General features: G+C 72.7%; 21 protein-coding genes. 7 read left to right on the forward strand and 14 right to left on the reverse strand.

All coding sequences use genetic code 11. From position 1 onward, the window contains the following. Positions 1-69 precede the first annotated feature (69 nt). From ptsP to O7623_RS04150, 10 genes are all read right to left on the reverse strand, one after another. Positions 70-1,719, reverse strand: coding sequence for a phosphoenolpyruvate--protein phosphotransferase (ptsP, locus tag O7623_RS04105; RefSeq protein WP_282227254.1), 1,650 nt, complete (start codon positions 1,717-1,719; stop codon positions 70-72). Next, positions 1,712-2,026: an HPr family phosphocarrier protein gene (locus O7623_RS04110; protein WP_282227255.1), complete on the reverse strand. Its 315-nt coding sequence runs from the start codon at positions 2,024-2,026 to the stop codon at positions 1,712-1,714. The genes ptsP and O7623_RS04110 overlap by 8 nt, the downstream gene beginning before the upstream one ends. Before the next feature lie 27 nt (positions 2,027-2,053). Next, the gene (locus tag O7623_RS04115; protein WP_282227256.1) at positions 2,054-3,094 is read right to left on the reverse strand and encodes a zinc-dependent dehydrogenase; all 1,041 of its coding nucleotides are present in this window, start codon (positions 3,092-3,094) and stop codon (positions 2,054-2,056) included. Beyond that, a complete protein-coding gene (locus O7623_RS04120; RefSeq protein WP_282227257.1) occupies positions 3,091-3,558 on the reverse strand; it encodes a PTS sugar transporter subunit IIA in 468 nt (155 codons plus the stop codon). Before O7623_RS04120 ends, O7623_RS04115 begins: the two co-directional genes overlap by 4 nt. Next, positions 3,551-3,859, reverse strand: coding sequence for a PTS lactose transporter subunit IIB (locus tag O7623_RS04125; protein WP_282227258.1), 309 nt, complete (start codon positions 3,857-3,859; stop codon positions 3,551-3,553). The genes O7623_RS04120 and O7623_RS04125 overlap by 8 nt, the downstream gene beginning before the upstream one ends. 49 nt (positions 3,860-3,908) lie before the next feature. Then, a complete protein-coding gene (locus O7623_RS04130; RefSeq protein WP_282227259.1) occupies positions 3,909-5,069 on the reverse strand; it encodes a PTS mannitol transporter subunit IICB in 1,161 nt (386 codons plus the stop codon). 27 nt (positions 5,070-5,096) lie between these two features. Beyond that, the gene (gene pfkB, locus O7623_RS04135; RefSeq protein WP_282227260.1) at positions 5,097-6,083 is read right to left on the reverse strand and encodes a 1-phosphofructokinase; all 987 of its coding nucleotides are present in this window, start codon (positions 6,081-6,083) and stop codon (positions 5,097-5,099) included. Continuing rightward, positions 6,080-6,841, reverse strand: a complete 762-nt coding sequence (locus O7623_RS04140) for a DeoR/GlpR family DNA-binding transcription regulator (RefSeq protein WP_282227261.1) — start codon at positions 6,839-6,841, stop codon at positions 6,080-6,082. The genes pfkB and O7623_RS04140 overlap by 4 nt, the downstream gene beginning before the upstream one ends. 246 nt (positions 6,842-7,087) lie before the next feature. Beyond that, on the reverse strand, positions 7,088-7,789 hold the full coding sequence (locus O7623_RS04145) for a response regulator transcription factor (RefSeq protein WP_348775123.1): 702 nt from the start codon (positions 7,787-7,789) through the stop codon (positions 7,088-7,090). Beyond that, complete coding sequence (locus tag O7623_RS04150; protein ID WP_282227262.1) at positions 7,729-10,140, reverse strand: histidine kinase; 2,412 nt, start codon at positions 10,138-10,140, stop codon at positions 7,729-7,731. The genes O7623_RS04145 and O7623_RS04150 overlap by 61 nt, the downstream gene beginning before the upstream one ends. A gap of 130 nt (positions 10,141-10,270) precedes the next feature. Between O7623_RS04150 and O7623_RS04155 the strand changes: the two genes are divergently transcribed. The 3 genes from O7623_RS04155 (at position 10,271) to O7623_RS04165 (ending at position 13,144) form a co-directional block, all read left to right on the forward strand. Then, complete coding sequence (locus O7623_RS04155; protein WP_282227263.1) at positions 10,271-11,314, forward strand: type II CAAX endopeptidase family protein; 1,044 nt, start codon at positions 10,271-10,273, stop codon at positions 11,312-11,314. Positions 11,315-11,459: 145 nt separating this feature from the next. Continuing rightward, positions 11,460-12,236: a sugar transferase gene (locus tag O7623_RS04160; protein WP_282227264.1), complete on the forward strand. Its 777-nt coding sequence runs from the start codon at positions 11,460-11,462 to the stop codon at positions 12,234-12,236. Then, complete coding sequence (locus tag O7623_RS04165) at positions 12,233-13,144, forward strand: NAD(P)-dependent oxidoreductase (protein WP_282227265.1); 912 nt, start codon at positions 12,233-12,235, stop codon at positions 13,142-13,144. The genes O7623_RS04160 and O7623_RS04165 overlap by 4 nt, the downstream gene beginning before the upstream one ends. Here O7623_RS04165 and O7623_RS04170 read toward each other — a convergent pair. Further along, a complete protein-coding gene (locus O7623_RS04170; protein WP_282227266.1) occupies positions 13,111-13,902 on the reverse strand; it encodes an alpha/beta fold hydrolase in 792 nt (263 codons plus the stop codon). The two genes, O7623_RS04165 and O7623_RS04170, sit on opposite strands and share 34 nt — an antisense overlap. A 172-nt stretch (positions 13,903-14,074) precedes the next feature. Between O7623_RS04170 and O7623_RS04175 the strand changes: the two genes are divergently transcribed. The 3 genes from O7623_RS04175 (at position 14,075) to O7623_RS04185 (ending at position 18,732) form a co-directional block, all read left to right on the forward strand. Continuing rightward, on the forward strand, positions 14,075-16,555 hold the full coding sequence (locus tag O7623_RS04175) for a glycogen debranching N-terminal domain-containing protein (RefSeq protein WP_282227267.1): 2,481 nt from the start codon (positions 14,075-14,077) through the stop codon (positions 16,553-16,555). Continuing rightward, positions 16,552-17,766, forward strand: a complete 1,215-nt coding sequence (locus O7623_RS04180; RefSeq protein ID WP_282227268.1) for a D-arabinono-1,4-lactone oxidase — start codon at positions 16,552-16,554, stop codon at positions 17,764-17,766. The genes O7623_RS04175 and O7623_RS04180 overlap by 4 nt, the downstream gene beginning before the upstream one ends. A 177-nt stretch (positions 17,767-17,943) precedes the next feature. Then, positions 17,944-18,732 carry a hypothetical protein gene (locus tag O7623_RS04185; RefSeq protein WP_282227269.1) on the forward strand — a complete coding sequence of 263 codons (789 nt, stop codon included), beginning with the start codon at positions 17,944-17,946 and terminating at the stop codon, positions 18,730-18,732. 15 nt (positions 18,733-18,747) lie between these two features. Here the strand turns inward: O7623_RS04185 and O7623_RS04190 are convergent, their stop codons facing one another. Together O7623_RS04190 and O7623_RS04195 are read right to left on the reverse strand one after the other, a co-directional pair. After that, entirely contained in the window at positions 18,748-19,206 is a 459-nt protein-coding gene (locus tag O7623_RS04190) for a roadblock/LC7 domain-containing protein (RefSeq protein WP_282227270.1), read from the reverse strand. Between the two features lie 97 nt (positions 19,207-19,303). Beyond that, positions 19,304-20,101: an ABC transporter ATP-binding protein gene (locus tag O7623_RS04195; RefSeq protein WP_282229300.1), complete on the reverse strand. Its 798-nt coding sequence runs from the start codon at positions 20,099-20,101 to the stop codon at positions 19,304-19,306. A 319-nt stretch (positions 20,102-20,420) separates the two neighbouring features. Between O7623_RS04195 and O7623_RS04200 the strand changes: the two genes are divergently transcribed. Next, the gene (locus O7623_RS04200; RefSeq protein WP_282227271.1) at positions 20,421-21,581 is read left to right on the forward strand and encodes an alanine racemase; all 1,161 of its coding nucleotides are present in this window, start codon (positions 20,421-20,423) and stop codon (positions 21,579-21,581) included. 95 nt (positions 21,582-21,676) lie between these two features. Here the strand turns inward: O7623_RS04200 and O7623_RS04205 are convergent, their stop codons facing one another. Continuing rightward, complete coding sequence (locus O7623_RS04205; protein WP_282227272.1) at positions 21,677-23,623, reverse strand: nucleoside-diphosphate sugar epimerase/dehydratase; 1,947 nt, start codon at positions 23,621-23,623, stop codon at positions 21,677-21,679. Between the last annotated feature and the right edge of the window lie 28 nt (positions 23,624-23,651).

A 23,651-nucleotide genomic window follows, 5' to 3' on the forward strand; every position in this document is an offset into this window, starting at 1 on the left:
GCACCCGGCCAGGGCCGACCGGCTCGGTTCGACCGTCCCGACCAGCTCGCCCGGGACGGTCGGGACGGGTCAGCCGCCGGCGAGGCCGGTGCTGGCGGCCGCGCGGGCGGCCGTGGCGTCCGGCGCGGCCAGGGCGGCCCTCGCCAGCCGTCGACAGTCCTCGACAGTGTGCGCGGCGAGCGCGGCCCGTACCGCCGGCACCGACCGGGCCGACATCGACAGGCTGGACACCCCGAGCCCGGTCAGCACCACGGCCAGCGCCGGGTCGGCGGCCGCCTCGCCGCAGACCCCGACCGGCTTGCCGGCGGCGGCACCGGCCCGCGCGCAGCCGGCGATCAGCTCCAGCAGCGCCGGTTGCCACGGGTCGAGCAGGTCGGCCAGGTCGCCGCAGAGCCGGTCGGCGGCGAACGTGTACTGGCTCAGGTCGTTGGTGCCGATGCTGAGAAAGTCGACGTGGCCCAGCAGCGCCTCGGCGCGCAGCGCGGCGGCCGGCACTTCCACCATGGCGCCGACGGTGGGCAGCCCGGTGGCCCGGGCCAGGGCGGCGAAGTCGGCGGCCTCCGCCGGGGTGGTCACCATCGGTGCCATCACCCAGACGTCGGCACCGGTGGCCGCGGCGGCCTGGGCGATCGCGGCGAGCTGGCCCTGCAGCACCTCGGGGCGCCGCCGTGCGGTCCGCAGGCCCCGTACGCCCAGCGCCGGGTTCGGCTCCTCACCGGCGTGCAGGAACGGCAACGGCTTGTCCGCGCCGGCGTCGAGGGTCCGCAGCACCACCTTGCGCCCGGCGGCGGCGGAGAAGACCTTCGCGTACGCGGCGACCTGCTCGTCGTGCCCGGGTGGAGCGGCGCGGTCCAGGTAGAGCAGTTCGGTGCGGAACAGTCCGACACCTTCGACGTCGTCGACCAGGTCGGCCGCTGAGCCGATGTTGGCCAGCAACGCCACCGGATGCCCGTCGGCGGTACGCCCCGGCCCGCTGGTCGCCGCGAGTTCGGCCCGCCGACGCTGCTCCCGCCGGGTGGTGTCGGTGACGGTGTCGGCGTCCACCCCGACCGCGACCTCTCCGGTGGCGCCGTCGACGGTGACCAGAGTTCCGTCGGCCATGTCCAGGATGCCGTCGCAGCGCACCACTGCGGGCAGGCCGAGCGCCCGCGCCACGATGGTGGTGTGGCTGGTCGGCCCGCCGGCGGCGGTGACCAGGGCCAGAACCCGGGCCGGGTCGAGCCCGGCGGTGTCCGCCGGGGCCAGGTCCCGGGCGACCAGGATGAACGGCACCCCCGGATCCGGTACGCCGGGCATCGGCTCGCCCAGGCAGACCGCCACCGCCCGGTCCCGCAGGTCGTCGAGGTCGGCGACCCGTTCGGCGAGGTAGCCGCCGGCGGCGGCGAAGGCTGCCCGGTGCTCGCCGAGCGCGGCGTCGATGGCGTGCGGGGCGTCGGCGCCCGCGTCGACGCGGGCCCGTACCGCCTCGTGCAGCACCGGGTCCTCGGCCATCATCACCTGCGCGCGCAGGATCTCCGCCGCTGTCGGGTCGGTCGCGGTGCCCGCCCGCCGACCGAGTTCGGCGGCGACCGTGGTCAGGGCGGACACCGCCCGGTCCGCCTCGGCGGCCGGGTCGGGCACCGGCACCGGCGCGGGCAGTCGGGGGGCCTCGGCGACCCGGTACGCCGGGCCGGCCGCCCACCCGGTGCCCACACCGAGCCCGGTCAGCAGGTCAGGCACGGCCGGCCGCCGCGTCGGCGTCACCGGCGGGCGCGGTGTCCTCGGCGTCGAGGTCGCTGGCGAGCAGCGCCGCCAGCTCGTCGAGGGCCGCCTCGGCGCCGTCACCGTCGGCTTCCAGAGTGACCTCGGTGCCCTGCTTCGCGCCGAGGGACAGCACGCTGAGCATGCTGCGGGCGGGAACGGCCGGTCGGTCGGCGGTGCGGATCGTCACCGGCACCGCGGCGGTGGCGGCGGCGGCGACGAACAGCGCGGCCGGCCGGGCGTGCAGGCCACTGGCGGATCCGACGGCGACGGTACGGGTGGGCATGGTGCGCCTCCTTGGTCCCTGGTGGGGTCAGGGCTCGATGGTGACTTTGATGGCGTCGCCGCGGGCGACCACGTCGAACGCCTCGAGCGCGCGGTCCAGCGGCAACCGGTGGGTGATCAGGTCGGCGACCGGCACCGCGCCGCTGGCGATCAGCCCGAGCGCCTCGGCGTTGTGCGCCGGGCTGGAGCCGTTCGCCCCGACGATGGTCAACTCCCGGTAGTGCACCAGGTTGGAGTCACAGGCGATGATCGGCTTGTCCTTGGGCAGACCGCCGAAGAAGCTGATCCGTCCCTGTCGAGCGGTCATCTGCAACGCCTGCTCCTGGGCGACGCCGGCGGCGGTGGCGGTGATCACCACGTCCGCGCCGCGTCCGTCGGTCAACTTCTTGATCTCGTCGATCACGTCGGTCTCGGCGCCGCAGACGGTGGCGTCGGGGTGTACCAGCCCGGCCGCGAGGTCGAGGCGTTCGCGGTTGACGTCGACCAGGAAGACCCGGGCGGCGCCGCGCGAGCGGGCCAGCCGTACGTGCAGGCAGCCGATCGGACCGGAGCCCATGATCACCACGTCGTCGCCCGCGCCGACCCGGGCCAGGTTCTGCCCGTTGAGGACGCAGGCCAGCGGCTCGGCCACGGACGCCTCGGCGTAGCTGACGCCGTCCGGGATCCGGTTGAGCCCGTCGACCGCGAGGACCTTGGCCGGTACCACCATGTGTTCGGCGAACCCGCCGTCGTAGTGGTAGCCCATCGACTCCTGGTTGGGGCAGACCGTCATCCGGCCGCGTCGGCATTCGCCGCAGGCGCCGCAGGGGATCGCGGCGATCACCTGGACCCGCTCGCCGACCTGCCAGCCGGTGACCTCGGCGCCGACCGCGGCGATCTCGCCGGCGATCTCGTGGCCCATCACCCGGGGTGGGGCGATGTGGTGGTGACCGAAGTTGCGGATCTTGACGTCGGTGCCGCAGGTCGAGCAGGCCCGGACGCGGATCGACACGTCAGCGGGGCCGGGCTGCGGCTCCGGTGCCTCCTCGATCCGGACGTCGCCGGGGGAGTGGAACCGGACGACCTTCATGTGGAGCTCTCCTCTCGCACCGGCGCCAGCAGCCGGAGCACGTCGTCGATGTCGGTGGCCTCGCGCAGCGCGCGGGCGGAGTCGGGTTCGAGCAGGATCTGCGCCAGCGCGGCGAGCAGTTCGACGTGCCCGTCGCCACGGGCCGCGATGGCCACGCAGACCGTCACCGGGAAACCGTCCCAGTCCACCGGTTCCGGGAAGCGCAGCACGGCGAGCGCGTCCCGGCGTACCGCCTCCTTGCTGGCAAGGGTGCCGTGCGGGATCGCCACACCCTCCCCGACGTAGGTGGAGACGGACTGCTCGCGTTGCAGCATCGCGGTGACGTACTCCGGGGTCACCGCGCCGATCTCGACCAGGACCTCGCCGCACCGGCGGATCGCGGCGATCCGGTCGCCGGCCTGTTCCTGAAGCCGGACGGCCCGGCGCTCGAGCAGAGCGCCGGGGTCCGGTCGGCGGTCAGCCATCGAGCTGGCCGCCCTGCTGTACGGTGGCCACCAGTCGGGCCACGGCGGGGTCGCCGATGAAGATCTGCACCGGGACGATCACCTTGTCGGGTGCGCTGCCCCGGGCCCGGTCGACCAGACCCTGGTGGCAGACGACGACGTCGGCGTCGGCGGGGATCGCGTTGACCGGCGTGTGCTCGACGGTCACCTGGTGCTTCTTGAGCTGCTTGCGCAGCTGACTGGCGAGCATCACGCTGCTGCCCATGCCGGCGTCGCAGGCGACGACGACCTTGCGGATGTCCTGCGCGTTGATCGATGCCATGGGCCTGGTGCCCTCCGTGGTCGCGGGTGGGTTGCGGTCGTGGACCGGGTCAGTAGGTGGTCGGGGTGGACCGGTAGGCGTGCGCCCCTGCGGCGTCGCCGGCCGGGGTGTCGATGCTGGCGGCCTGCGGCCCGGAGTCCTCCTCGACCGGCTCCTTGCCCTCGCCGCGGCCGAAGCCGAGCAGCACCGAGGCGACCGCGAAGGTGACCGCCGCCGAGATGACCACGCCGAGCAGGACCCCGAACCAGCCGCCCCGGGGGGTCATCCCGAGGTAGGCGATGATGCTGCCCGGCGAGGGGGGACCGACGAGACCGGCGCCGGTGACCATGAAGGTCCAGACCCCGGCGGCACCGCCGGCGATCATGGCCAGGATCAGCCGCGGCTTCATCAGCACGTACGGGAAGTAGATCTCGTGGATGCCGCCGAGGAAGTGGATGATGATCGCCGCCGGGGTGCTGGGGCGCAGCAGCCGGGGGCCGAAGAGCAGGAAGGCGACCAGCAGACCGAGGCCCGGGCCGGGGTTCGACTCGATCATGAACAGGATCGAGTCGCCGTCGGTGGCTGCCTCGGCCACGCCCAGCGGTCCGAACACACCGTGGTTGATCGCGTTGTTGAGGAACAGCACCTTGGCTGGCTCGACCAGGATCGACACGAACGGCAGCAGGCTGTGGCCGACCATCCAGTCCACTGCGGATCCGATGGCGTCGGTACCGGTGCTGACCACCGGACCGATCACCCAGAGGCCGACCAGCGCCATGCCGCCGCCGATGATGCCGGCCGAGAAGTTGTTGATCAGCATCTCGAAGCCGGCCGGGATCTTCTCCTCGATCAGGTTGTCGAAGAGCTTCAGCAGGTACGCGGCCAGCGGACCGATGATCATCGCACCGAGGAACATCGGTACGTCACCGGCACCGACGATGATGCCGACCGTGGCGACCGCGGCGACCACCGCACCGCGCTGGCCGTGTACGAGGCGACCACCGGTGTAGCCGATCAGAATCGGCAGCAGGACGTCCCGCATTGGAACGACCAGTTCGGCCATGGTCTCGTTCGGGATCCAGCCGGTGGGGATGAACAACGCGGTGATCAGACCCCAGGCGATGAACGCGCCGATGTTGGGCATCACCATGCCGGCGAGGTAGCCGCCGAATCTCTGCACGCTGGCCTTGAACCCGGTGCCCTGCACCTGGGGTGTGTAGTCGGTGGCCATGGTTGTGGTGCTCCTTCTATGTGGGGGTTAGGGGTAGGTGACAGGTGTGTGGGTCCCGAGGTGTCGGGACACCTCGGGAGCACGAGGTGCCGGAGACCGTCGGACAGGTGGGTGCAGGCGTACCGTGTCCCGGCGCAGGTCGGCCGGGCCGGGCATCCGGCTGCCGGGCAGGCTGACCGCCGCCGCTCCCCAGGCGAGCCCTTCGGCGAGCGCGTCGGGGCCGGCGGCACCGGCGGCGAGGAAACCGGCCAGCAGCGCGTCGCCGGCGCCGACCGTGCTGCGGGGGTGTTCGACCCGGGAGTCGCCGGTGTGTACGCCGTCGGCGTCGACCAGCACGGCGCCCTGCGCGCCGAGGCTGGCCAGGACGGTGCCCGCGCCCCAGGCCCGCACCTGCTGCGCGGCGTCCACCACGTCGTCGAGGGTGTCCAGCGGCCGCCCGACGACCTCGGCCAGCTCCTCCCGGTTCGGCTTGACCAGCGCGGCACCGGCCTGCGCGGCCGTACGCAGTGGTGGGCCGCTGGTGTCCACGGCCAGCCGCAGTCCGGCGTCGACGAGTCTGCGGCACAGCTGACCGAAGGCGTCGAGCGACAGCCCCGGTGGCAGGCTCCCGCAGACCACCACCCAGTCGGCCCGCTCGGCGGTGCGCAGCAGCCGGGCGGTTATCGCCTCGAACTCGGCCACGCTCAGCGTCGGGCCGGGCTCGTTGACCTTGGTCACGGTGCCGTCCGGTTCCGCCAGGGTGAGGTTGGACCGGGTGCGTCCGGCGATCGCGACGGTGATGACCTCGACACCCTCCACCGCGAGGAGCCGGACGAGTTGCTCGCCGTCGTCGCCGCCGCACGGCAGGACCGCGACGGTCGGTACGCCGTTGGCCAGCAGCGCCCGGGACACGTTGACGCCCTTGCCGCCGGGGTCGAGCCGGGTGCCGGTGGCCCGGATGACCTCGCCCCGGACGAGGTCGTCGACCTCGACGGCACGGTCCAGACTCGGGTTGAGGGTGAGGGTGAGGATCACGCCCGCACCACCCGGGGCCCGGCGGTCTCGACCTCGGCGACGAGGTCCTCGTTGAGACCGGTGTCGGTGATCAGCAGATCGATGTCGGCGAGCCGGCCGAACCGGGCCAGGTAGTCGTTGCCGATCTTCGTATGGTCGGCGAGCAGGACCGAGCGCCGGGCGGCGCCGATCATCGCCCGCTTGACCGCCGCTTCCGCCGGGTCCGGGGTGGTCAGGCCGCGTTCCACCGAACATCCGTTGGTGCCGATGAAGGCGACGTCGACGTAGATGTCGGCCAGTGGCCGCAGCGCCCAGTCGTCGACCGTGGCCATGGTCCGGCTGCGGACCCGCCCGCCGAGGAGCAGCACCTGCAGGTTGTTGCGGACGCTGAGGGTGGTGGCCAGCGCCGGGGAGTTGACCACGACGGTCAGCTCCCGGTCGGTGGGCAGGATCGCCGCCAACCGCGCGGTGGTGCTGCCGGCGTCCAGGATGATGGCGCCTTCCGCCGGGAGTTCGGCGAGCGCGGCCTTGGCGATGCGCTCCTTCTCGGTGGTCAGGACCGCGTCGCGGGTGGCCAGCGCCGGTTCGAAGCCGATGCGTTCGACCGGGATGGCGCCGCCGTGCACCCGCCGCAGAACACCGGCCCGTTCCAGGGTGGTGAGGTCGCGCCGGATCGTCTCGGCGGTCACGTTGAGTGACTCGGCGAGCGCGGTCACGTCGACCCGGCCCTCGGTACGGGCGAGCCGGACGATCTCCTGCTGCCGCTCCTCGGCGTACATGTGGTTTCACCGCCGTTTCGTTTTGCTTCAGGTTTGTTTACGCCCGCTTCTGTGGGATGTCAAGGGGCTGGTTCGGAGAAGTTCGATCTTGACCGCTCGGGTGACCTGCGGTCCGTCACACGGCGGTGCGGTCCGCACCGCCGACGCGGTCCGCGCCGCCGGCGAGCCCACGGTCGCGCCGATGGAGCCGCGAACGCCGCCTCCCGCCTCGGGGCGACGACCGCCCACAGCGCACGGGGTACCGGCTCAACGCCGAGGGCTGACCAGACCGGCGTCGTAGGCGACGATGGTGGCCTGTACCCGGTCGCGGACCCCGAGCTTGCCCAGTACGGCGTTGACGTGGGACTTGACGGTGCCCACCCCGACCCCGAGCCGGGCGGCCGCCTCCGCGTTCGACAGCCCCTGCGCGACCAGCCGCAGCACCTCGCGCTCGCGGGGGGTGAGGCCGGCCACCGCAGGCGGCGGTACGGCCTCGGCGGGCTGACCCGCCACGAACGCCGCGATGAGCCGGCTGGTGACAGCTGGCGCGAGCAGCGACTCCCCACCGGCGACGATCCGGATCGCGGCCAGCAGTTCGTTCGGTTCGGCGTCCTTGAGCAGGAAACCCGACGCGCCGGCCCGCAACGCCTCGAATACGTAGGCGTCCAGGTCGAACGTGGTCAGCACGAGCACCCGGGGGCCGCCCCGGGCGGTCAGCAGCCGGGTGGCGGTGATTCCGTTCATGCCGGGCATCCGGATGTCCATCACCACCACGTCGGGGCGCAGCCGCGCCGCCGCGCTGACCGCCGCCGCGCCGTCGCCGGCGGTGCCGACGACCGTCAGGTCCGGTTCGGCGTCGATGATGGCGACGAACCCCGCCGCCACCACCGGCTGGTCGTCGACGACGATCACCCGGATACCGATGCCGTCACCTCCTGGTGCGCCACTGGCCGCTGGTACGGCAACCACACCTGTAGTGTGCCGCCCGGTGCTACGCGGCAGACCCCGGCCAGCGCCTCGGCCCGGGCCCGCAGCGCCGCGACGGTGGGGTCGCGTACCGCCGCCGCGACGCCACGGACCTCCAGGTAGAGACACGGCTCCGGACCGAGCGCCACCCGGACCTGAGCGGGGCCGGTGTCGCCGGCGGCCAACGCGGCCTCCGCCAGCCGGTACGCGCAGACGTCGAGCGCCACCGGCAGGGTGTCCGGGCCGTCGGGCAGGTAGGTGGTGACCGGTCGTCCGGCGGCGCGGTACGCGGCGGCGAGCGCGGTCAGGTCCACCGTCGTCGGCTGCGGGGTACGGTCGTCGGCGTCGGCCACCGGGGCCCCGTCGTCGCCGGTCGCGGTACTCCGCAGACCGACCAGCAGGTCCCGCATCGCCGCCAGGGCGGACCTGGCCGCGGCGGCGACCTCGTCCAGCTGGGCCACCGGATCGGCGGCCGGCGGGCGCGCCGCCACGGCGGCGACCTCGGCGGCGCGGGGCAGCACCCGCTCGTCGAGCTGTGCGGCGATCCGCCGCCGCGCGGCATAGGCGACGCTGTCGGCGGCGGCGTTCGCCGTCAGGATCGCCGTCTGCTCGCCACGCAGGACCCGCCCGCGCCGGTGCCGCGCCGCCACCCCCGCCAACCAGACGACGGCGAACCCGACGCCGAGCAGCACCGCGAAGACGATCGTGGCGAGGGCCGCTGTCACGACGGTGACCGCAGTCGGCACAGGCCGACCGTCCGCTCCGATGTCGACCTCCGCCCCCGGATCGACGTCGTTGATCAGGCCGATCGCGACGACCAGGCCGATCACCAGGGCGATCGCCGGCACCGCCAGCCAACTGACCCGTGCCGTCGTCCGGGTCGCCACCGTCCAGATCGCCACGACCTCTGCCAGGCAACCGGCCAGCAACGCCGTCACCACGTCGCCCGACGGCAGCAGCCCGACCCCGATCGCCAGCGGCCACGCCAGCGCGGTGCCGGTGGTGGCAGCCAGCACCAGCCACGGCGCCCGCCGCCGCCACGGTAGCGCGGCGGCGTGCGCCACCAGCAGCGCGAGCAGTACCAGCACCGGCCCTGGCCCGTCCCGTTGGAGCAGCGGCCAGTCGAGGGCGACGACACCGACCGGCAGCGCGATCGCCAACATGGTCAACGCCAGGTCGGTCAGGTCCGGGCCGGTCGCGCGGGCTCGGCGACCCACCGCCGGGTCGGCCGCTGGCAGGTCCAGCCGGACCTGCCAGCCGCCGTCGTCGGTGGGTCCGGCGGTGAGGTCACCACCGAGCGGCCGCGCGCGTTCCCGGACGCCGGCGAGCCCACTGCCCGAGCCGATCACGTCGTCCTCGGCGGAGCGGGTACCCGGCTGGTTGACCACGGTCACCAGGAGCCGGCCGGTCCGGACGCCGATGTCGACGCGTACCGGTCCACCGGGCGCGTAGCGCACCGAGTTGGTCAACGCCTCCCGCACGCACCCGAACACCAGGTCGGCGTCGCGGTCGGTGACCTGGGCACCGACGGCCAACTCGACCGGTTGGCCGAGCTCCCGGAACCCGGCGACGAGGCCGGCCAGCCGGTTGTCCAGCGTGCCGGGCTCGCCGACGTACCCGGTCGGGTCGTGCCGCAGCACGCCGACGAGCTGACGGACCGTCGCCGTGGTCTGGTGGGCGGCGTCGACGGCGAACCGCAGAGCCTGCCCGGCCAGGTCCGGCCGGCTGGCGGACAGCCGCCGGGCGGCGGTGACGGTGACCACCACGGCGGTCAGGTGGTGGGCGCTGACGTCGTGCAGTTCGCAGGCCAGCCGGTGTCGTTCGCGGGCCGCCGCCTGCTGCTGGGCGAGCCGTGCCGTGGCGAGCGCGGCGGCGGCCTGTCGTCGGCCGAGCCGCCACCGTTGCCGGCTGTGGCCCAGCCCGGTCGCCAGCAGGTAACTGACCATGTTGAGCCCGATGGCGCCGACGGCATCCCCGGTGGCCCCGTAGCCGAGCAGCGTGGCGACGGCGCTGCCGACACCGACCAGGCCGGCGACGGCCAGCGCACGGTCGAGCCGTCGGTGCGCGGCGACGGAGAACAGCGCCACCAGTTCGGCGACGCTGAGTGCGGCCAGGGCCTCGTGGGGCGTTCCGGCCGTCCCGGCCCAGAGCGCGACCGCCACCGCCGCGCAGCAGTGGTACGGCGCCCGGACCCGCCAGCCCAGCGCGACGGCGACCACGGTGGTCGCCGCGACGGCGACCACGACGCCCACCGGAGCCGGCCGCGCACCGCCGACCAGCGGCCCGACCGGCCAGAGAGCCAGCTGCCCGGTCGCCAGCACGGCGGGCAGCAACCAGCGTCGCCATCCGTTCATGTCTGGTCGACAATAGAGGTCCGCCGGTCGGGGCGTACCTCGGGTGGAGCCGGTCCCTATCCACGGGAAGAGGCGGGATTCGTGCCGTCGGACGATGCCGGCGTCCCTTCGGGGCGGCAGGCTCGACGACATGACCCCGATGTCCTACCCACCCCCTGCGGTGCCGGCGCGACCCTGGCGCATCCCGGCTCCCGCTGGCACCCCGTACCACCGGCTGGCCGCGACCGACGCCCATCGCTGGTGGCGGCCACTACTGGGCACCGGCACGGTGCTGGTCTCCTTCCTGGCGGCGCAGGTCGCGCTGATCATCGTGTTCATGATCGTCGCGTTCGTGCTCGACGCGCCCCGGGACGCCGACGGACTGCCGGTGCTGCCGGCGCTCGCCGAGACGGCGTACGCGTTGCTCGGGATCGCCACCGGGTTGCCGCTGGTGCTGGTGGCCGCCTGGCTGATCCAGCGTCGCTCGCCGGGCAGCGTCTCCTCGGTCGTCGGCCGGATCCGGTGGTCGTGGCTGGGGCGGTGCCTGCTGATCGCCCTGCCCGTGGTCGTCCTGTTGCTGGCCGGCACGTACGGACTGACGGCGCTGACCGGCGCCGACACCGGCGTCGACGACGTCGAGTGGGTCGGTGTCGGGATGTTCGTGACCAGCGCGGCGATGCTGCTGGCACTGGTGCCGCTGCAGGCCGCCGCCGAGGAGTACCTCTGTCGGGGCTGGCTGCTGCAGGCGGTCGGGGCGTATCTGCGCGGCCCGTGGCCGGCGATCGTGGTCCAGGCGGTGCCGTTCGCTCTCGCGCACGGTTGGGGCACCACCTGGGGCTTCCTGGACCTGCTGCTGTTCGCGGTGGTCACCGGATGGCTGACGGTCCGTACCGGTGGACTGGAGGCCGCCGTCGCGCTGCACGTGGTGAACAACCTCGTCGCGATGCTGCTCGCCGGTGCGCTCGGTCAACTGACCATCGAGCAGACGGCGACCGACGCGCCGTGGCAGATGCTCGTGGTCGACGCTCCGTTACTGATCGGCTATGCCATCGTGGTCGCCTGGCTGGCCGGGCGGCGAGGGCTGGCCCGTACGACGCCGGCCCCGGCGCCGACCTTTGCGCCGCCGTGGCCGCCGGCCGCCGGCCCGCCACCGCTGCCGACCATCACCGCTGTCGGTGACTCTGCCTCCCGGTGAGCCGACTGCCCTGATCGGCCGGGTCGACGGCGCTCTGCCGCGTTGGTATCAACTGAGTCAGTTGCGGCAAAGGTCGTACTTGGAGGTGTTTTGTCTGTTAGAAAGCCTTATTGGTTGAGCAGCTACCACTGAAGGGGCGCGTCCCATGGCCACGCCAACACTGCGGCCCGCAGCCGATCGGGCCCTGCCCGCCGCTGCGGCCCGGCTGCGCCGCTACGACAGGGTCAAGCGGGTGATCGACGTACTGGGCGCGGTGACCGCCCTGGTCGTCGCGGCCCCGGTGATGGCGGTGGTCGCCGTGGCGATCCTCGTCCGGCTCGGGCGGCCGGTCCTCTTCCGACAGGTCCGGCCGGGTCGTGACGGCGAACTGTTCGAGATCATCAAGTTCCGCACGATGCTCGCCCAGGACCCCGCCCGTGGTTTGGTCAGCGACGCGGACCGACTGACCCGCCTCGGCCACTGGCTACGAGCGACCAGCCTGGACGAGCTTCCGGGACTGTGGAACGTGCTGCGCGGCGAGATGAGCCTGGTGGGGCCACGCCCGCACCTGGTCAAGTACCTCGACCTCTACACGCCGTGGCAGGCCCGCCGACACGAGGTGCGCCCGGGCATCACCGGACTCGCCCAGGTCCGTGGCCGTAACGCCCTGGCCTGGGAGGACAAGTTCGCCTACGACATCGAATACGTCGACAACCGCAGCCTGCGCCTCGACCTGCGGATCCTGGCCGAGACCGTCCGGGTGGTCCTGCGGCGTGAAGGCATCGCCGCTCCGGGCACGGTGACCTGGCACGAGTACACCGGCCCACCGTCGAACGCGGCCGCCGTGCCGACCGACGCCGGGGGTGACGCCGCGTCGACCGACGCCCGCTGTGCGGACCCGTCGCTGGTACGGTCGTCGTCGGGCGGCGGGTGCGGCAGTTGACGACGGGGCCGACGGTCCTGCTGTTCGGCGCCTCCGGGCTGCTCGGCCGCAGGGTCCATGCCGCGCTCGGCGTCGACCTGCGGGTGTGCGCACCGGCCCGGGCAGAGTGCGACCTCGCCACCGCCGACCCGGTCGCCCTGGCCGACCTGCTGGCCACCGTCCGCCCCGACGTGGTGGTCAACTGCGCCGGCCGCACCGACGGCGGGGGCGCCGATTTGCTGCGGATCCACGTTCTGGCGCTCGCGCGGCTGATCGAGGCGATGGCGACGACCGTACCCGGGGCACGGTTGATCCGGCTCGGGTCGGCGGCCGAGTACGGCATCGTGGCATCCGCGACACCGGTGACCGAGGAGCATCCGGCCCACCCGGTCAGCGCCTACGGTCTCAGCCACCTGACCGCCACCCAGTGGGGGGAGTTGGCCGGCCGTGAGGCCGGGGTGGAGGTGGTGACCCTGCGGGTGTTCAACCCGGTCGGGCCGGGGCTGTCCCCGCAGAGCGCGCTGGGCAGAGCCGCGGCCCTGCTGCGCGTCGGCGGCGACGCACCGCTGGCGATGGGGCTGACCGACAGCGTGCGGGACTTCGTCGACCTGCGCGACATCGCGTCGGCGGTACGGGCCGCCGTACTGGCCGATGCGTTGCCGGTGCGGCTGTTCAACGTCGGTTCCGGACACGCCGTCGGCGTCCGCGACGCCGTGGTCGCCCTGGCCCGTGTCGCCGGCCACAGCGGTGAGCTGCGGCCGGGCGCGTTCACCGCGACGGCGGGCCGCTCGGCGGCGGTGCCGTGGATGTGCGCCGACACCAGCCGCATCCGACAGGTACTCGGCTGGTCACCCAGCTACGACCTGGCGGACTCGCTGAAGGCGCTCTGGGCCGATCACCAGGACGTCGGCCCCCACAGCCGCAGGTAGCGGCTGATCATCGCGTTCGTCTGCCGGGGCACCTCGAACTGGAAGAAGTGGCCCGAGCCGGCCACCTGGCCGATCACGGCCTCGGGCACCAACTGCCGCAGTCGACCGTAGTCGCCGAACGGCGCCGGACCGCCGATGTAGAGCAGCCGGCGTCCCCATGCGGTCAGCGCCGCGTCGCCACCGGCCTCCACGAAGCCGGCGAGCCCGTCGAGGGTCGCGGCGGCCACCGTGTCACTGGGACGCAGCATCTGGTCGATCGTCCAGTCCACCAGCCGCGGGTCCGACTCCGGAATGAAGAACGACCGGATGATGTCGATGCGGGCCTGGCGCGGATCGTCGCCGCGGATCGATTCGGCCAGCGCCGCGACCTGTTCCGAGGTGCCGGGCGGCACCGCGACCGAGGCGTCGAGCAGCAGCAGCGCGGCGACCCGGTCGGTCGCCTCGGCGGCGGCGGCCAACGACCAGACCCCGCCCATGCTGTGCCCGATCAGCACCACGTCGGTCATGTCCAGTTCGACCATCAGCTGCCGCAGGTCGGCACCGAGCTCGGGCACGGTGAAGCCGCGGTCACCGGCCGGGCTCGCGCCGTGACCGCGCATGTCGACGGATATCACCCGGCGTCGCCAACTCGCCAGGTGGGCCGCGATCGGCTTCATGAATCGGTGGTTGCAGCACCACCCGTGCACCAGCAGGACGTCCTGACGGCCCCGGCCGGTCTGCCAGTAGCGCATCCCGGCGGCGGTACGGTCGTGAGTCATGTCGTCTCCTTCGCGTTGACGTCCAGGATTCGATACTTTCAGTAGTCATTGTGCCGCATTTGGTGACGGTGAGCACCTGCCGTTCAGGTGGTGCGACATCCGATGCCTCGCTGGCCGCGTTCACCCTCACCGGGTGATGTCCGCCGCCGGTCGCAGCGGCGATGCTGTCGCCATGACCGACGCGCTCGACACCTTCTTCGACGCGATCGGCGACGACCGGCGGGTGCCGCCCCCGGCCAGCGGCACCATCCAGTTCAACCTCGTCGACGACGAGCAGCGGGTTCGTACCTGGGCGGTCAGCTACCGCGAGGGCCGGGCAGTGGTCGACCGTCGGCCGCCGCCGCAGGTCGACTGCACGATCGACGCGCCACAGCGGACCTTCCAGGCACTCGTCGAAGGCAGGGAGAACGTCATCTCGCTGCTGCTGCGCAACGGGGTGTCGGTCCGTGGCCACCTGCCGCTGTTCCTGATCTTCCGGCGGCTGCTGCCGCCGCGCGCCGACACCGCCGGCGCGCCGTCGCGGGCCAGGCCGATCGGCGCCGGTCAACGGGCGGCCACCGCGGTCGACCGACCGGTGAGCATCCTCTACGGCAACCTGTTCATGATCAGCGACCGGCGGGGCGACATCACGCCGACGCCGTACGCGCCGTTCGGTCTGTTCTTCTACGACACCCGGTTCCTGTCCCACTGGCGACTGACCGTCGACGGCCAGCGGATGCACACCCTGTCCATCGACGATCTGCAGTACTTCGAGTCGCGGTTCTTCCAGGTGCCCGGCGAACCGACACACTACGTCGACGCCGACCTGTCGGTGTTTCGCCACCGCTGGGTCGGTGACGCCTTCACCGAACAGATCGCGGTGTTCAACCACCGGGAGGAGCCGGCGCGACTGCGACTGCGCGTCGAGGCCGCCGCCGACTTCGCCGAGGTGCTGGAGGTCAAGGACGGTTACCACACCGACCGGGAGATCGTCGTGACGGTCGAGCAGGACGCGCTGCGGTTCTGCTACGAACGGGACACCTTCTTCCGCGAGACGATCCTGTCCAGCAGCGCCCCGGCCGAGGTCGACCCGGGCGGGATGACCTTCGAGCTGTCCCTCGACGCTCACGACACCTGGTGCACCGACCTGACGGTGAAGACCTTCATCCGGGGAGCCGGCAACCGCGACCTGCGGGAGAGTCTGCGCAGCTACGCCGAGCGGCCCAAGCCGCAGGTGCACAAGGAACTCGACGAGTGGGTGGCCGCCGCGCCGACGCTCACCTGTGACTACCCGCCGCTGCGGGACGCGTACCGGCGCAGCGTGGTCGACCTCGGTGCGCTGCGCTATCCCGGGGTGAACTTCCGGGAGATGCTGCCGGCCGCAGGCATGCCCTGGTTCATGACCTTCTTCGGCCGCGACAGCCTGATCAGCTGCCTGCAGTCGCTGCCGTTCGTCCCCGGCTCGTCCGTTCCCGCGCTGCGTATCTGCGCCCTGGCGCAGGGCACCCGGGACGATCCGTTCCGCGCCGAGCAGCCGGGGAAGATCCCGCAGGAGAGCCGATACGGCGAATCCGCCCTCTTCGACGAGGTCTCCCACGCCGCGGACTTCTCCGCCGCCGACACGACCCCGCTGTTCGTCGTGCTGCTCGACGAGTACGAACGGTGGACCGGCGACACCGCGCTGGTGCGTAGCCTGGAGTTCGAGGCCCGGGCCGCACTGGACTGGATCGACCGGCACGCCGACCTGGTCGGCACCGGCTACGTCTGGTACGGACCCCGCGAGACCCGCACCGGGGTGCTCAATCAGAGTTGGAAGTGCTCGCCCGGATCGGTCGCGTTCCAGGACGGGCGGGCGGCGACGTTCCCGCAGGCGACCTGCGAGATCCAGGGCTACGTCTACGACGCCCGGCTGCGCGGTGCCCGGCTCGCACGGACCTGCTGGGGCGATCCGGAGTACGCCGAGCGGCTCGAACGCCAGGCGGCGCAGCTGCGACAACGGTTCAACCGGGACTTCTGGATAGCCGACCGTGGCTACTTCGCGCATGCCCTGCAGGCCGACGGCACCCAGGTGGACGCGCTCACCTCGAACATCGGCCACCTGCTGTGGAGCGGCATCGTCGAACCGACCAAGGCGCGCGCGGTGGTGCGCCATCTGATGAGCCCGCAGCTGTTCTCCGGTTGGGGTGTGCGGACCCTGGCCACCAGCGCCCGCGGGTTCAACCCGGTCGGCTACCACACCGGTACGGTGTGGCCGTTCGACAACTCCCTGATCGCCTGGGGCCTGCGCCGCTACGGCTACCGTACGGAAGCCGCCCGGGTGGCCTGCGCGGTGCTGGAGGCGGGCCAGTACTTCGGCGCGCGGCTGCCGGAGACCTTCGCCGGCTACGACCGTTCACTGACCAAGTACCCCGTACCGTACTCGGCCGCCGGCACCCCGCACGCGACGTCGGCCGGCGCGACGCTGCTGTTCCTGCGGATCCTGCTCGGCCTGGAGCCCTACGAAGGGGACCTGATCGTCGACCCCGCCGTGCCGGAGGAGATGGGGCACATCGAGCTGCACGACATCCCGGGCCGGTGGGGACTGGTGGACGCGCTCGGCCGGGGCCGGCACGACCTGGGTCGGCCCCGGCGGCGTAGCCGCCGGCCCGGTGATCCGTTGCGGGCGGCGCTGTGACGACCGGTGCGACGACCACCCGGGCGACCTGGCACAACTGGTCGGGCGGCCTGTGCTTCACGCCGGAGACCGTCGCCCGGCCGGAATCGGTGGCCGCGGTGAGTCGGACGCTGCGCGAGGCGGCGGCGCGGGGGGTGACGGTACGCCCGGTCGGGGCCGGGCACTCCTCCGCCCCGTTGGTGCAGACCGACGACGTGCTGATCCGGGTCGACCGGCTGCCGACCGGGGTGCTCCAGCCGCCGGCCGACGGCCAGGCCTGGGTGGGTGCCGGCACCCGGTTGCACGAGCTGGAGGAGATCCTGCGTCGGCACGGTCTGACCGTGCCGAACCTGGGTGACGTGGACACCCAGGCGATCGCCGGTGCGGTCGGCACCGCCACCCACGGCAGCGGTCTGGGACTACCGAGCCTGTCGGCACAGGTCACCGGGGTGCGACTGGTGGCCGCCGACGGGGCGGCGCGGCAGATCGACGCTGCGGGCGATCCACACCTGCTGCGGGCCGCGCAGGTCTCGCTCGGCGCGCTCGGCGTGTTCACCGCCGTCCGTACCAGGGTGGTACCCGCCTTCCACGCCCGGCGCCGCGAGTGGGGACTGCCGGTCGAGGAGTGCCTGGCCACCTTCGGCGACCTGCTGAAGGTGAACCGCAACGTCGACTTCTACTGGTATCCCCGCCGGGACGACGCGCACCTGCGCACCGTGAACCCGGTGGCGGACGACCCCGGGCCGAGCCCGCCGCCGCCCAGCGGATGCACCGAGGACCGGACCGGATCCAGCGGCGCGGCGCTGATCAAGCGGCGCTCGTTGCGGTTCCATGAGATGGAGTACTACGTCGCGGCGGAGGCGGGCCCGTCCTGTTTTCAGGAGGTGCGCGAGCGGATCCGTACCCGGCACCGCCAGCACGCCGCCTGGCGGGTGCTGTACCGCTACGTCGCGGCCGACGACGCGTACCTCAGCCCGGCGTACCAGCGCGACTCCGTCACCATCTCGGTGCACCAGAACGAGACGGTGCCCTACCGCGAGTTCTTTGCCGACATCGAACCGATCTTTCTCGGCTACGGCGGCCGGCCGCACTGGGCGAAGATCCATCAGCTGCAGGGATCCGAACTCTTGGCGCGCTACCCGCAGGCCGACCGGTTCCTGGCCGCGCGTGAGCAACTGGATCCGGATGGTCGGTTCCTCAACGACTACCTGCGGCGGTTGCTGGACCTGTGACGGGTGCCGGCGCCCGCGGCGATCCGACCCGCGACGGTCCCGCACCGGTGCCTCGGCCGGCTGGGGCACCTATGATTGCCCGGTCGCGCTGCCGGGTAGGACCGGTGCGCGCGCGGGCCCACGCGCTGGAGCCGGACCACGTGGGCAGACCGCCAACCGGGAATGAGGTATTCGTCCGTGTCGTCATCCACCGCCAGCCAGCCGGCCGGGTCGCAGTCCGTCTCCGGACCGGGCACGCGGCCGTCACGGCGTACCCTCTGGATCGTCGTCGCCGTGGTCGCGGCGCTGTTGGTGTCGGCGACGATCGTGGCGGTGGTGGTCGAGAGCCTGGGTTCGCGCACCGGGGGTGAGACCGCCCGGGTGGTCCAGGCGCACCGGGGCGACCGCGACCAGGCGCGACTGGAGGTGCTCGACGGTGCCACCGACCTGCGGATCGTCGCCGACGACCTGGGCGACCAGTTGGTCCGGGCCGAGACGGCGGCCGACGGCGCGGTGCTGCCACAGCTGACCGAGGCCGACGGCGTGGTCCGGATCGGGCTGGTGGACAGCGGTGACGGTGGTGCCGCCGTCCTGGAGATCCGGGTACACCGGGACGTGCTCTGGTCGATCCGCATCGCTGGTGGTGCGACCAGCCAGCGGGTGGATCTGGACACCGCGCGCGTCTCGGAAGTGGACCTGGCCGGTGGAGCAAGCACAATGGATCTCGTCCTGCCGGTCCCGGACGGCACCGTCGCCGTCCGGATGTCCGGTGGCGTCAGCACCTGGCGGGTGGCGGTGCCGGCCGACGTCGGGGTGCGGGTGCGGCTGGGCTCCGGCGCGGGTGGCGTCAGCCTGGACGGTGCCCGTCACGACGGCGTCGCGGGCGGTGAGACGCTGACGACGACTGGTTGGGAGCAGTCGACCGACCGTTACGACATCGACGCGGTGGCCGGCGTCGCCGAACTGACCGTCACCAGCGGGCGGTAACGGCCGACGGGGCCGTCACCCGGCGTGGGCACCCTGAACGAGTGCCTTCGCTGGTTCGCCCCGCTGGGTCGGCTCCTCCGGCGCGGGAAACGCCGGCAGGTGCCGGTCGGCCCGCCCGGCGAACAGCGCCACCTCGTAGGCGACGGCGTCCATGTCGGATCCGGCGTCGAAGACGGCGGCGATGATGGCCCCACCGGGCGTGGCAGCGATGAAGAGAAACGCCGTCCCCATCTGGATCACGATCTGCCGTACCCGGCCGGTGCCGGCGTGCTGGCCCACCGCGACCGCCAGGGCGCGCAGTCCCGCCACGACACCGGACAACTGTTCGCCCAGCTCGTGGTCGACCCCTTTGGACCACGCCAGGAGAATGCCGTCGGGGGAGAGCGCCACCGCCTGCTGCGCCTGCGGCACCCGTTCCACCAGGTCGTCCAGCAGCCGGGAGACGTCACCAGTGGTGACCACGGGGTATGCCATGAAGGAACTCTCTTTCGGTCGGTGCCCGTTCCCGGGCAAACAGTACCCCCGACCGGACCTTCCGGGTGGTTACGGCACGGACCACCCGAGGAGATTTCTACTCCATGGTGGACGCGCGCGCGGCGCCACCGGCGAGTGGGACGACCAGTGGCGTGCCGCTGGCCGGGTCATCGATCACCATGACGCGCAGGCCGAACACCTCCTCGACCAGTTCGGCGGTCAGCACCTCGGCGGGCGTTCCGGCCGCCAGCACCCGGCCGTCCTTCATCGCGACCAGGTGCCGGGCGTACCGGGCGGCGAGGTTCAGGTCGTGCAGCACCATGACCACCGTGCGGCCTCGTTCCCGGTGCAGCCTGTCGACCAGGTCGAGTACGTCGATCTGGTGGGCCAGGTCGAGGTAGGTGGTCGGCTCGTCGAGCAGCAGGATGTCGGTGCCCTGCGCCAGGGCCATCGAGATCCAGGCCCGCTGCCGCTGCCCGCCGGAGAGGGTGTCGACCGGTCGCTCGGCCAGATCGCTGAGCCCGGTCCAGGCCAGTGCCTGGGCGACGATCTTCTCATCGGCCCGTGACCACTGCCGCAGCCAGCTCTGGTGTGGCTGCCGACCCCGGACGACCAGGTCGGCGACGGTGAGCCCGTCCGGTGCGCTGGGCGCCTGCGGCAGGATGCCCAACCGGCGGGCGACCTCCCGGGTCGGCATCCGTTGGATCTGTTCCCCGTCGAGCAGGACGTCACCGCCGGCCGGGCGCAGCAGCCGGCCGAGCGCCCGCAGCAGCGTCGACTTGCCGCAGCCGTTCGGTCCGACGATCGCGGTGACCGCGCCGTCGACGACGTCGAGGTCCAGTTGCGGTACGACGACCCGGTCGCCGTAGCCCAGACGCAGGGACCGGGCCCGCAGTCGGGTCGCGCCGGGTGGATCGTCCGCTCGGCCGCCCGCAGGGACGCTCACCGGTAGCTCGGCCAGGCTGGTCAACGCTGCTCCTCGGGTCGTGTGCCGGTCGACGACGCTCGCATGAAGGGTAGCCTTACCAAACGGCGGACTCCAGGTGGTGGGTGGATCCCGGGTGTTTTCTTCGGGTCGTTCCGACGTCACCACCGCCCCGCCGGCCACGGGCGCCGCAAGTCGCAGGCGCGGCGGGCATCGACGGAGAGCCATGGTGCGGCAGGATGGTCCAGGGCGGCGCCGCCCGCGTCCGACGACCACTGCCGGAGAGACCGTGACCATCGAGGTTCACCCGTACGCCATTGGAAGCGACCGGTTCGCCGTACCGGCCGGTCTGGAGACCCCCAACCTGCTGCTCGACCTCGACGTGCTGGAGCGCAACCTCGACGAGATGGCCGGGCACTGCCGGCTGCATCAGGTCGCGCTGCGCCCACATGCCAAGACGCACCGGGTGCCGCAACTGGCCCGGCTGCAGCTCGACCATGGCGCCGACGGCATCTGTGTGGCCAAGCTCGGCGAGGCGGAGGCGTTCGCCGCCGCCGGCGTGTCCCGGATGACGGTGGCGTACCCGCTGGTCGGCGCGGACAAGGCACAGCGTGCGGTACGGCTGGCCCGCCGGTGCGAGCTGACCGTCGGCACCGACAGCGTGGCCGGCGCGCGTACCCTCAGTGACGCCTTCGCCGCCGCCGGTCGACTGCTGGACGTACTGCTGATGGTCGACAGCGGCTTCGGTCGATGCGGGGTGGCACCGGCCGACGCGGCACGCGTGGCCTGGGACGTCGCCGAACTTCCTGGCGTGCGGCTGACCGGGGTGATGACGTTCGAAGGGTCGGTGTACGGGGCGGTCGACCGGGCCGACCTCGTCGCCCGGTCCCGCGCGGCGGCAGCCACCACGGTGGCGGCGGCCGAGGCGATCCGCGCCGCCGGGCTGAGCCTGTCCACGGTCTCGCTCGGTTCGTCCGCGGCGGCTCGTACCGTGGTCGCCCAGCCGGGGGTGACCGAGGTCCGGCCCGGGATCTACGCCTTCAACGACCTCGGGCAGATCGCGCTCGGCAACGCCACGGTCGCCACCTGCGCGGTGCGGGTGCTGGCCACGGTGGTCAGCCATCCCGCGCCCGCAAGGGCCTGCATCGACGCCGGGTCGAAGTCGCTGGGTCTCGACGGGCTGCCCGCGACGGGTCGGGCCGCCGACTACCCGGGGTACGGGCTGCTGGTGGATCTGCCGGGCTGGCGCATCGAGCGACTCTCCGAGGAGCACGGTTGGCTGCGGTGGGTCGGGCCGGGGGAGCCGACCCCACTGACGGTCGGTCAGCGGGTGCAGGTCGTCCCCAACCATGTCTGCATGGTCTTCGCCGGCCTTGGCGAGGTGACGGCGCTGCGGGGCGGCGAGATGGTGGCGGTCTGGTCGACGATCGGACCGGGAGCGTCGCGGTGACCGGTGGACTCCACCCGGCGCCGGTGGACCGCCGAGGTCGCCGCCGGGTGGATCGAGTGGGACGCCGGGGCCCAGGCCGGGGCGGGTGCCGCCGGCTAGCCGGCTGCACCGACCCCGTTGTTCGTGCTCACCGACGCACCCGGGTCCGCGCCGACGGCCGATCCACCGGCCGGTCCGTCGCCGGTGCCGGCCCGTGGGACGGACCGACCGGAGCCGGTGGGCACCGGCGCGGGTGCGCAGAGCGCCGCGAGGTCGTCGACCAGGTCGTCGCTGCGTCCGTACGGGTCGAGCAGGTGCACGTGGACCGGGTCGAGGGCCGGCACGGCCACCTGGGAGATCAGCGGGTGCAGTGGTCGGGTGTCCTGCTCGCTGGCGCCGAGCAGGTCCTCGTGCAGCTTCTCGCCGGGGCGTAACCCGGTGTAAATGATCTTGACCGGGTTGTCGTACTGCTCGGCGATGGTCCGGGCGACGTCGGCGATGCGGACCGGTTCGCCCATGTCCAGCACCAGGGCCTCACCGCCGCGGCCGATCGCCGCCGCCTGGATGACCAGTTGCACGGCCTCCTGGATGGTCATGAAGTAGCGGGTCACCTCGGGGTCGGTGACCGTGATCGGTTTTCCGGCGGCGGCCTGGGCCATGAATGCGTGCAGGACCGAGCCGCGGCTGCCGAGCACGTTGCCGAACCGGACGCTGAGGAAGGTCCCCTCGTTGGCGCCGGCGGCGAAGGCGGTCAGCCGTTCGGTGATCCGTTTGGAGTAGCCGAGGACACTGGTCGGGTCGGCGGCCTTGTCGGTGGAGATGTTGACGAACCGCTCCACCGAACGGCACGCCTCCAGCAGCGTCTGGGTGCCCCAGACGTTGGTCTTCACCGCTTCGCCCGGATGGCGCTCCAACAGGGTGAGGTGTTTGAGCGCGGCGGCGTGGAAGACCACCTCCGGGCGACGGCTCCGCATGATTTGCCGGACGGTGTCGCTGTCGCGCAGGTCGGCCAGGATCAGGTCCGGGCTGTCCAGCAGGGCCCGGCCGCGCAGCGACAGCTGTACGGCGTGCAACGCGGACTCGTCGCGGTCGAGCATCATCAGCTCGCCCGGCTGGAACCGCATGATCTGCCGGCACAGCTCGGAGCCGATGGAGCCACCGGCCCCGGTGACCAGCACCCGTTTGCCGGTCAGGTAGCCGGCGATGGCGTCCAGGTCGGTCTCGATCTGGTGCCGGCCGAGCAGGTCCCGTAGGTCGGGATCGCGTAGGTCGGTGACGGCGGGCGCGTTCTCCAGCAGTTCGCTGACCGAGGGGACCACCTTGAACCGCGCGCCGGCCCGGTGGGCGAGGTGGCGAATCTCGCGGATCAGGGCGGCGTCGGCGTTGGCGACCGCGGAGACGACGGTGGTGGCACCGGTACGGGCCGCGACCGCCGGGATGTCGTGCCGGCCGCCGAGCACCGGTACGCCGTGCAGCCGCAGCTGCCGTTTGGCCGGGTCGTCGTCGAGCAGCCCGACCGGCAGGTACCGGCCGCCCGGCTCGTCGAGCATGGCCCGCAGCAGCGATCCGCCGGCGGCACCGGCACCGAACAGCAGCACCCGTTGGGTGTGCTGCCCGACGGGTCGCCGCCGGCGTTCGTGGCGCAGCCGCCGCAGATACCGCACGCCCAGCATCTGGGTCAGCGCCAGGCACCCGCCGACCAGTGGCGCGCTGGCCGGTACCGGACGTTGCGGTGCTGCCAGGTCCAGCAGGAGCAGCACCCCGATGGTGGCCAGCACGCAGCGCGACACCGCCCAGACCTCGTCGAAGCTGCCCAGCGGGTAGCGGTCGCGGTAGAGGTAGCTCAGGTGCGCGGCGGCGGTGTGCAGCACGACCGCCGCGAGGATCGCCAGCACGAGTCCGTTGAGGTGGATACCGGCGATGGCGAACTCGTAGCGGGTCCAGACGGCGACGACCAGCCCGACGCTCCAGGCGGCGAGGTCGGCCAGCCACAGTGGCGCGACGGCGCGGTCGCGAGGGCGCCGGGCCGTGGTGTCCTCGGTGAGTCGGGTCGATGGCTCCATTCCAGCCCCGTTCAGTCGGCAGCGCCCG

It is taken from the genome of Solwaraspora sp. WMMD791 (assembly GCF_029581195.1).
Taxonomy (GTDB): Bacteria; Actinomycetota; Actinomycetes; order Mycobacteriales; family Micromonosporaceae; genus Micromonospora_E.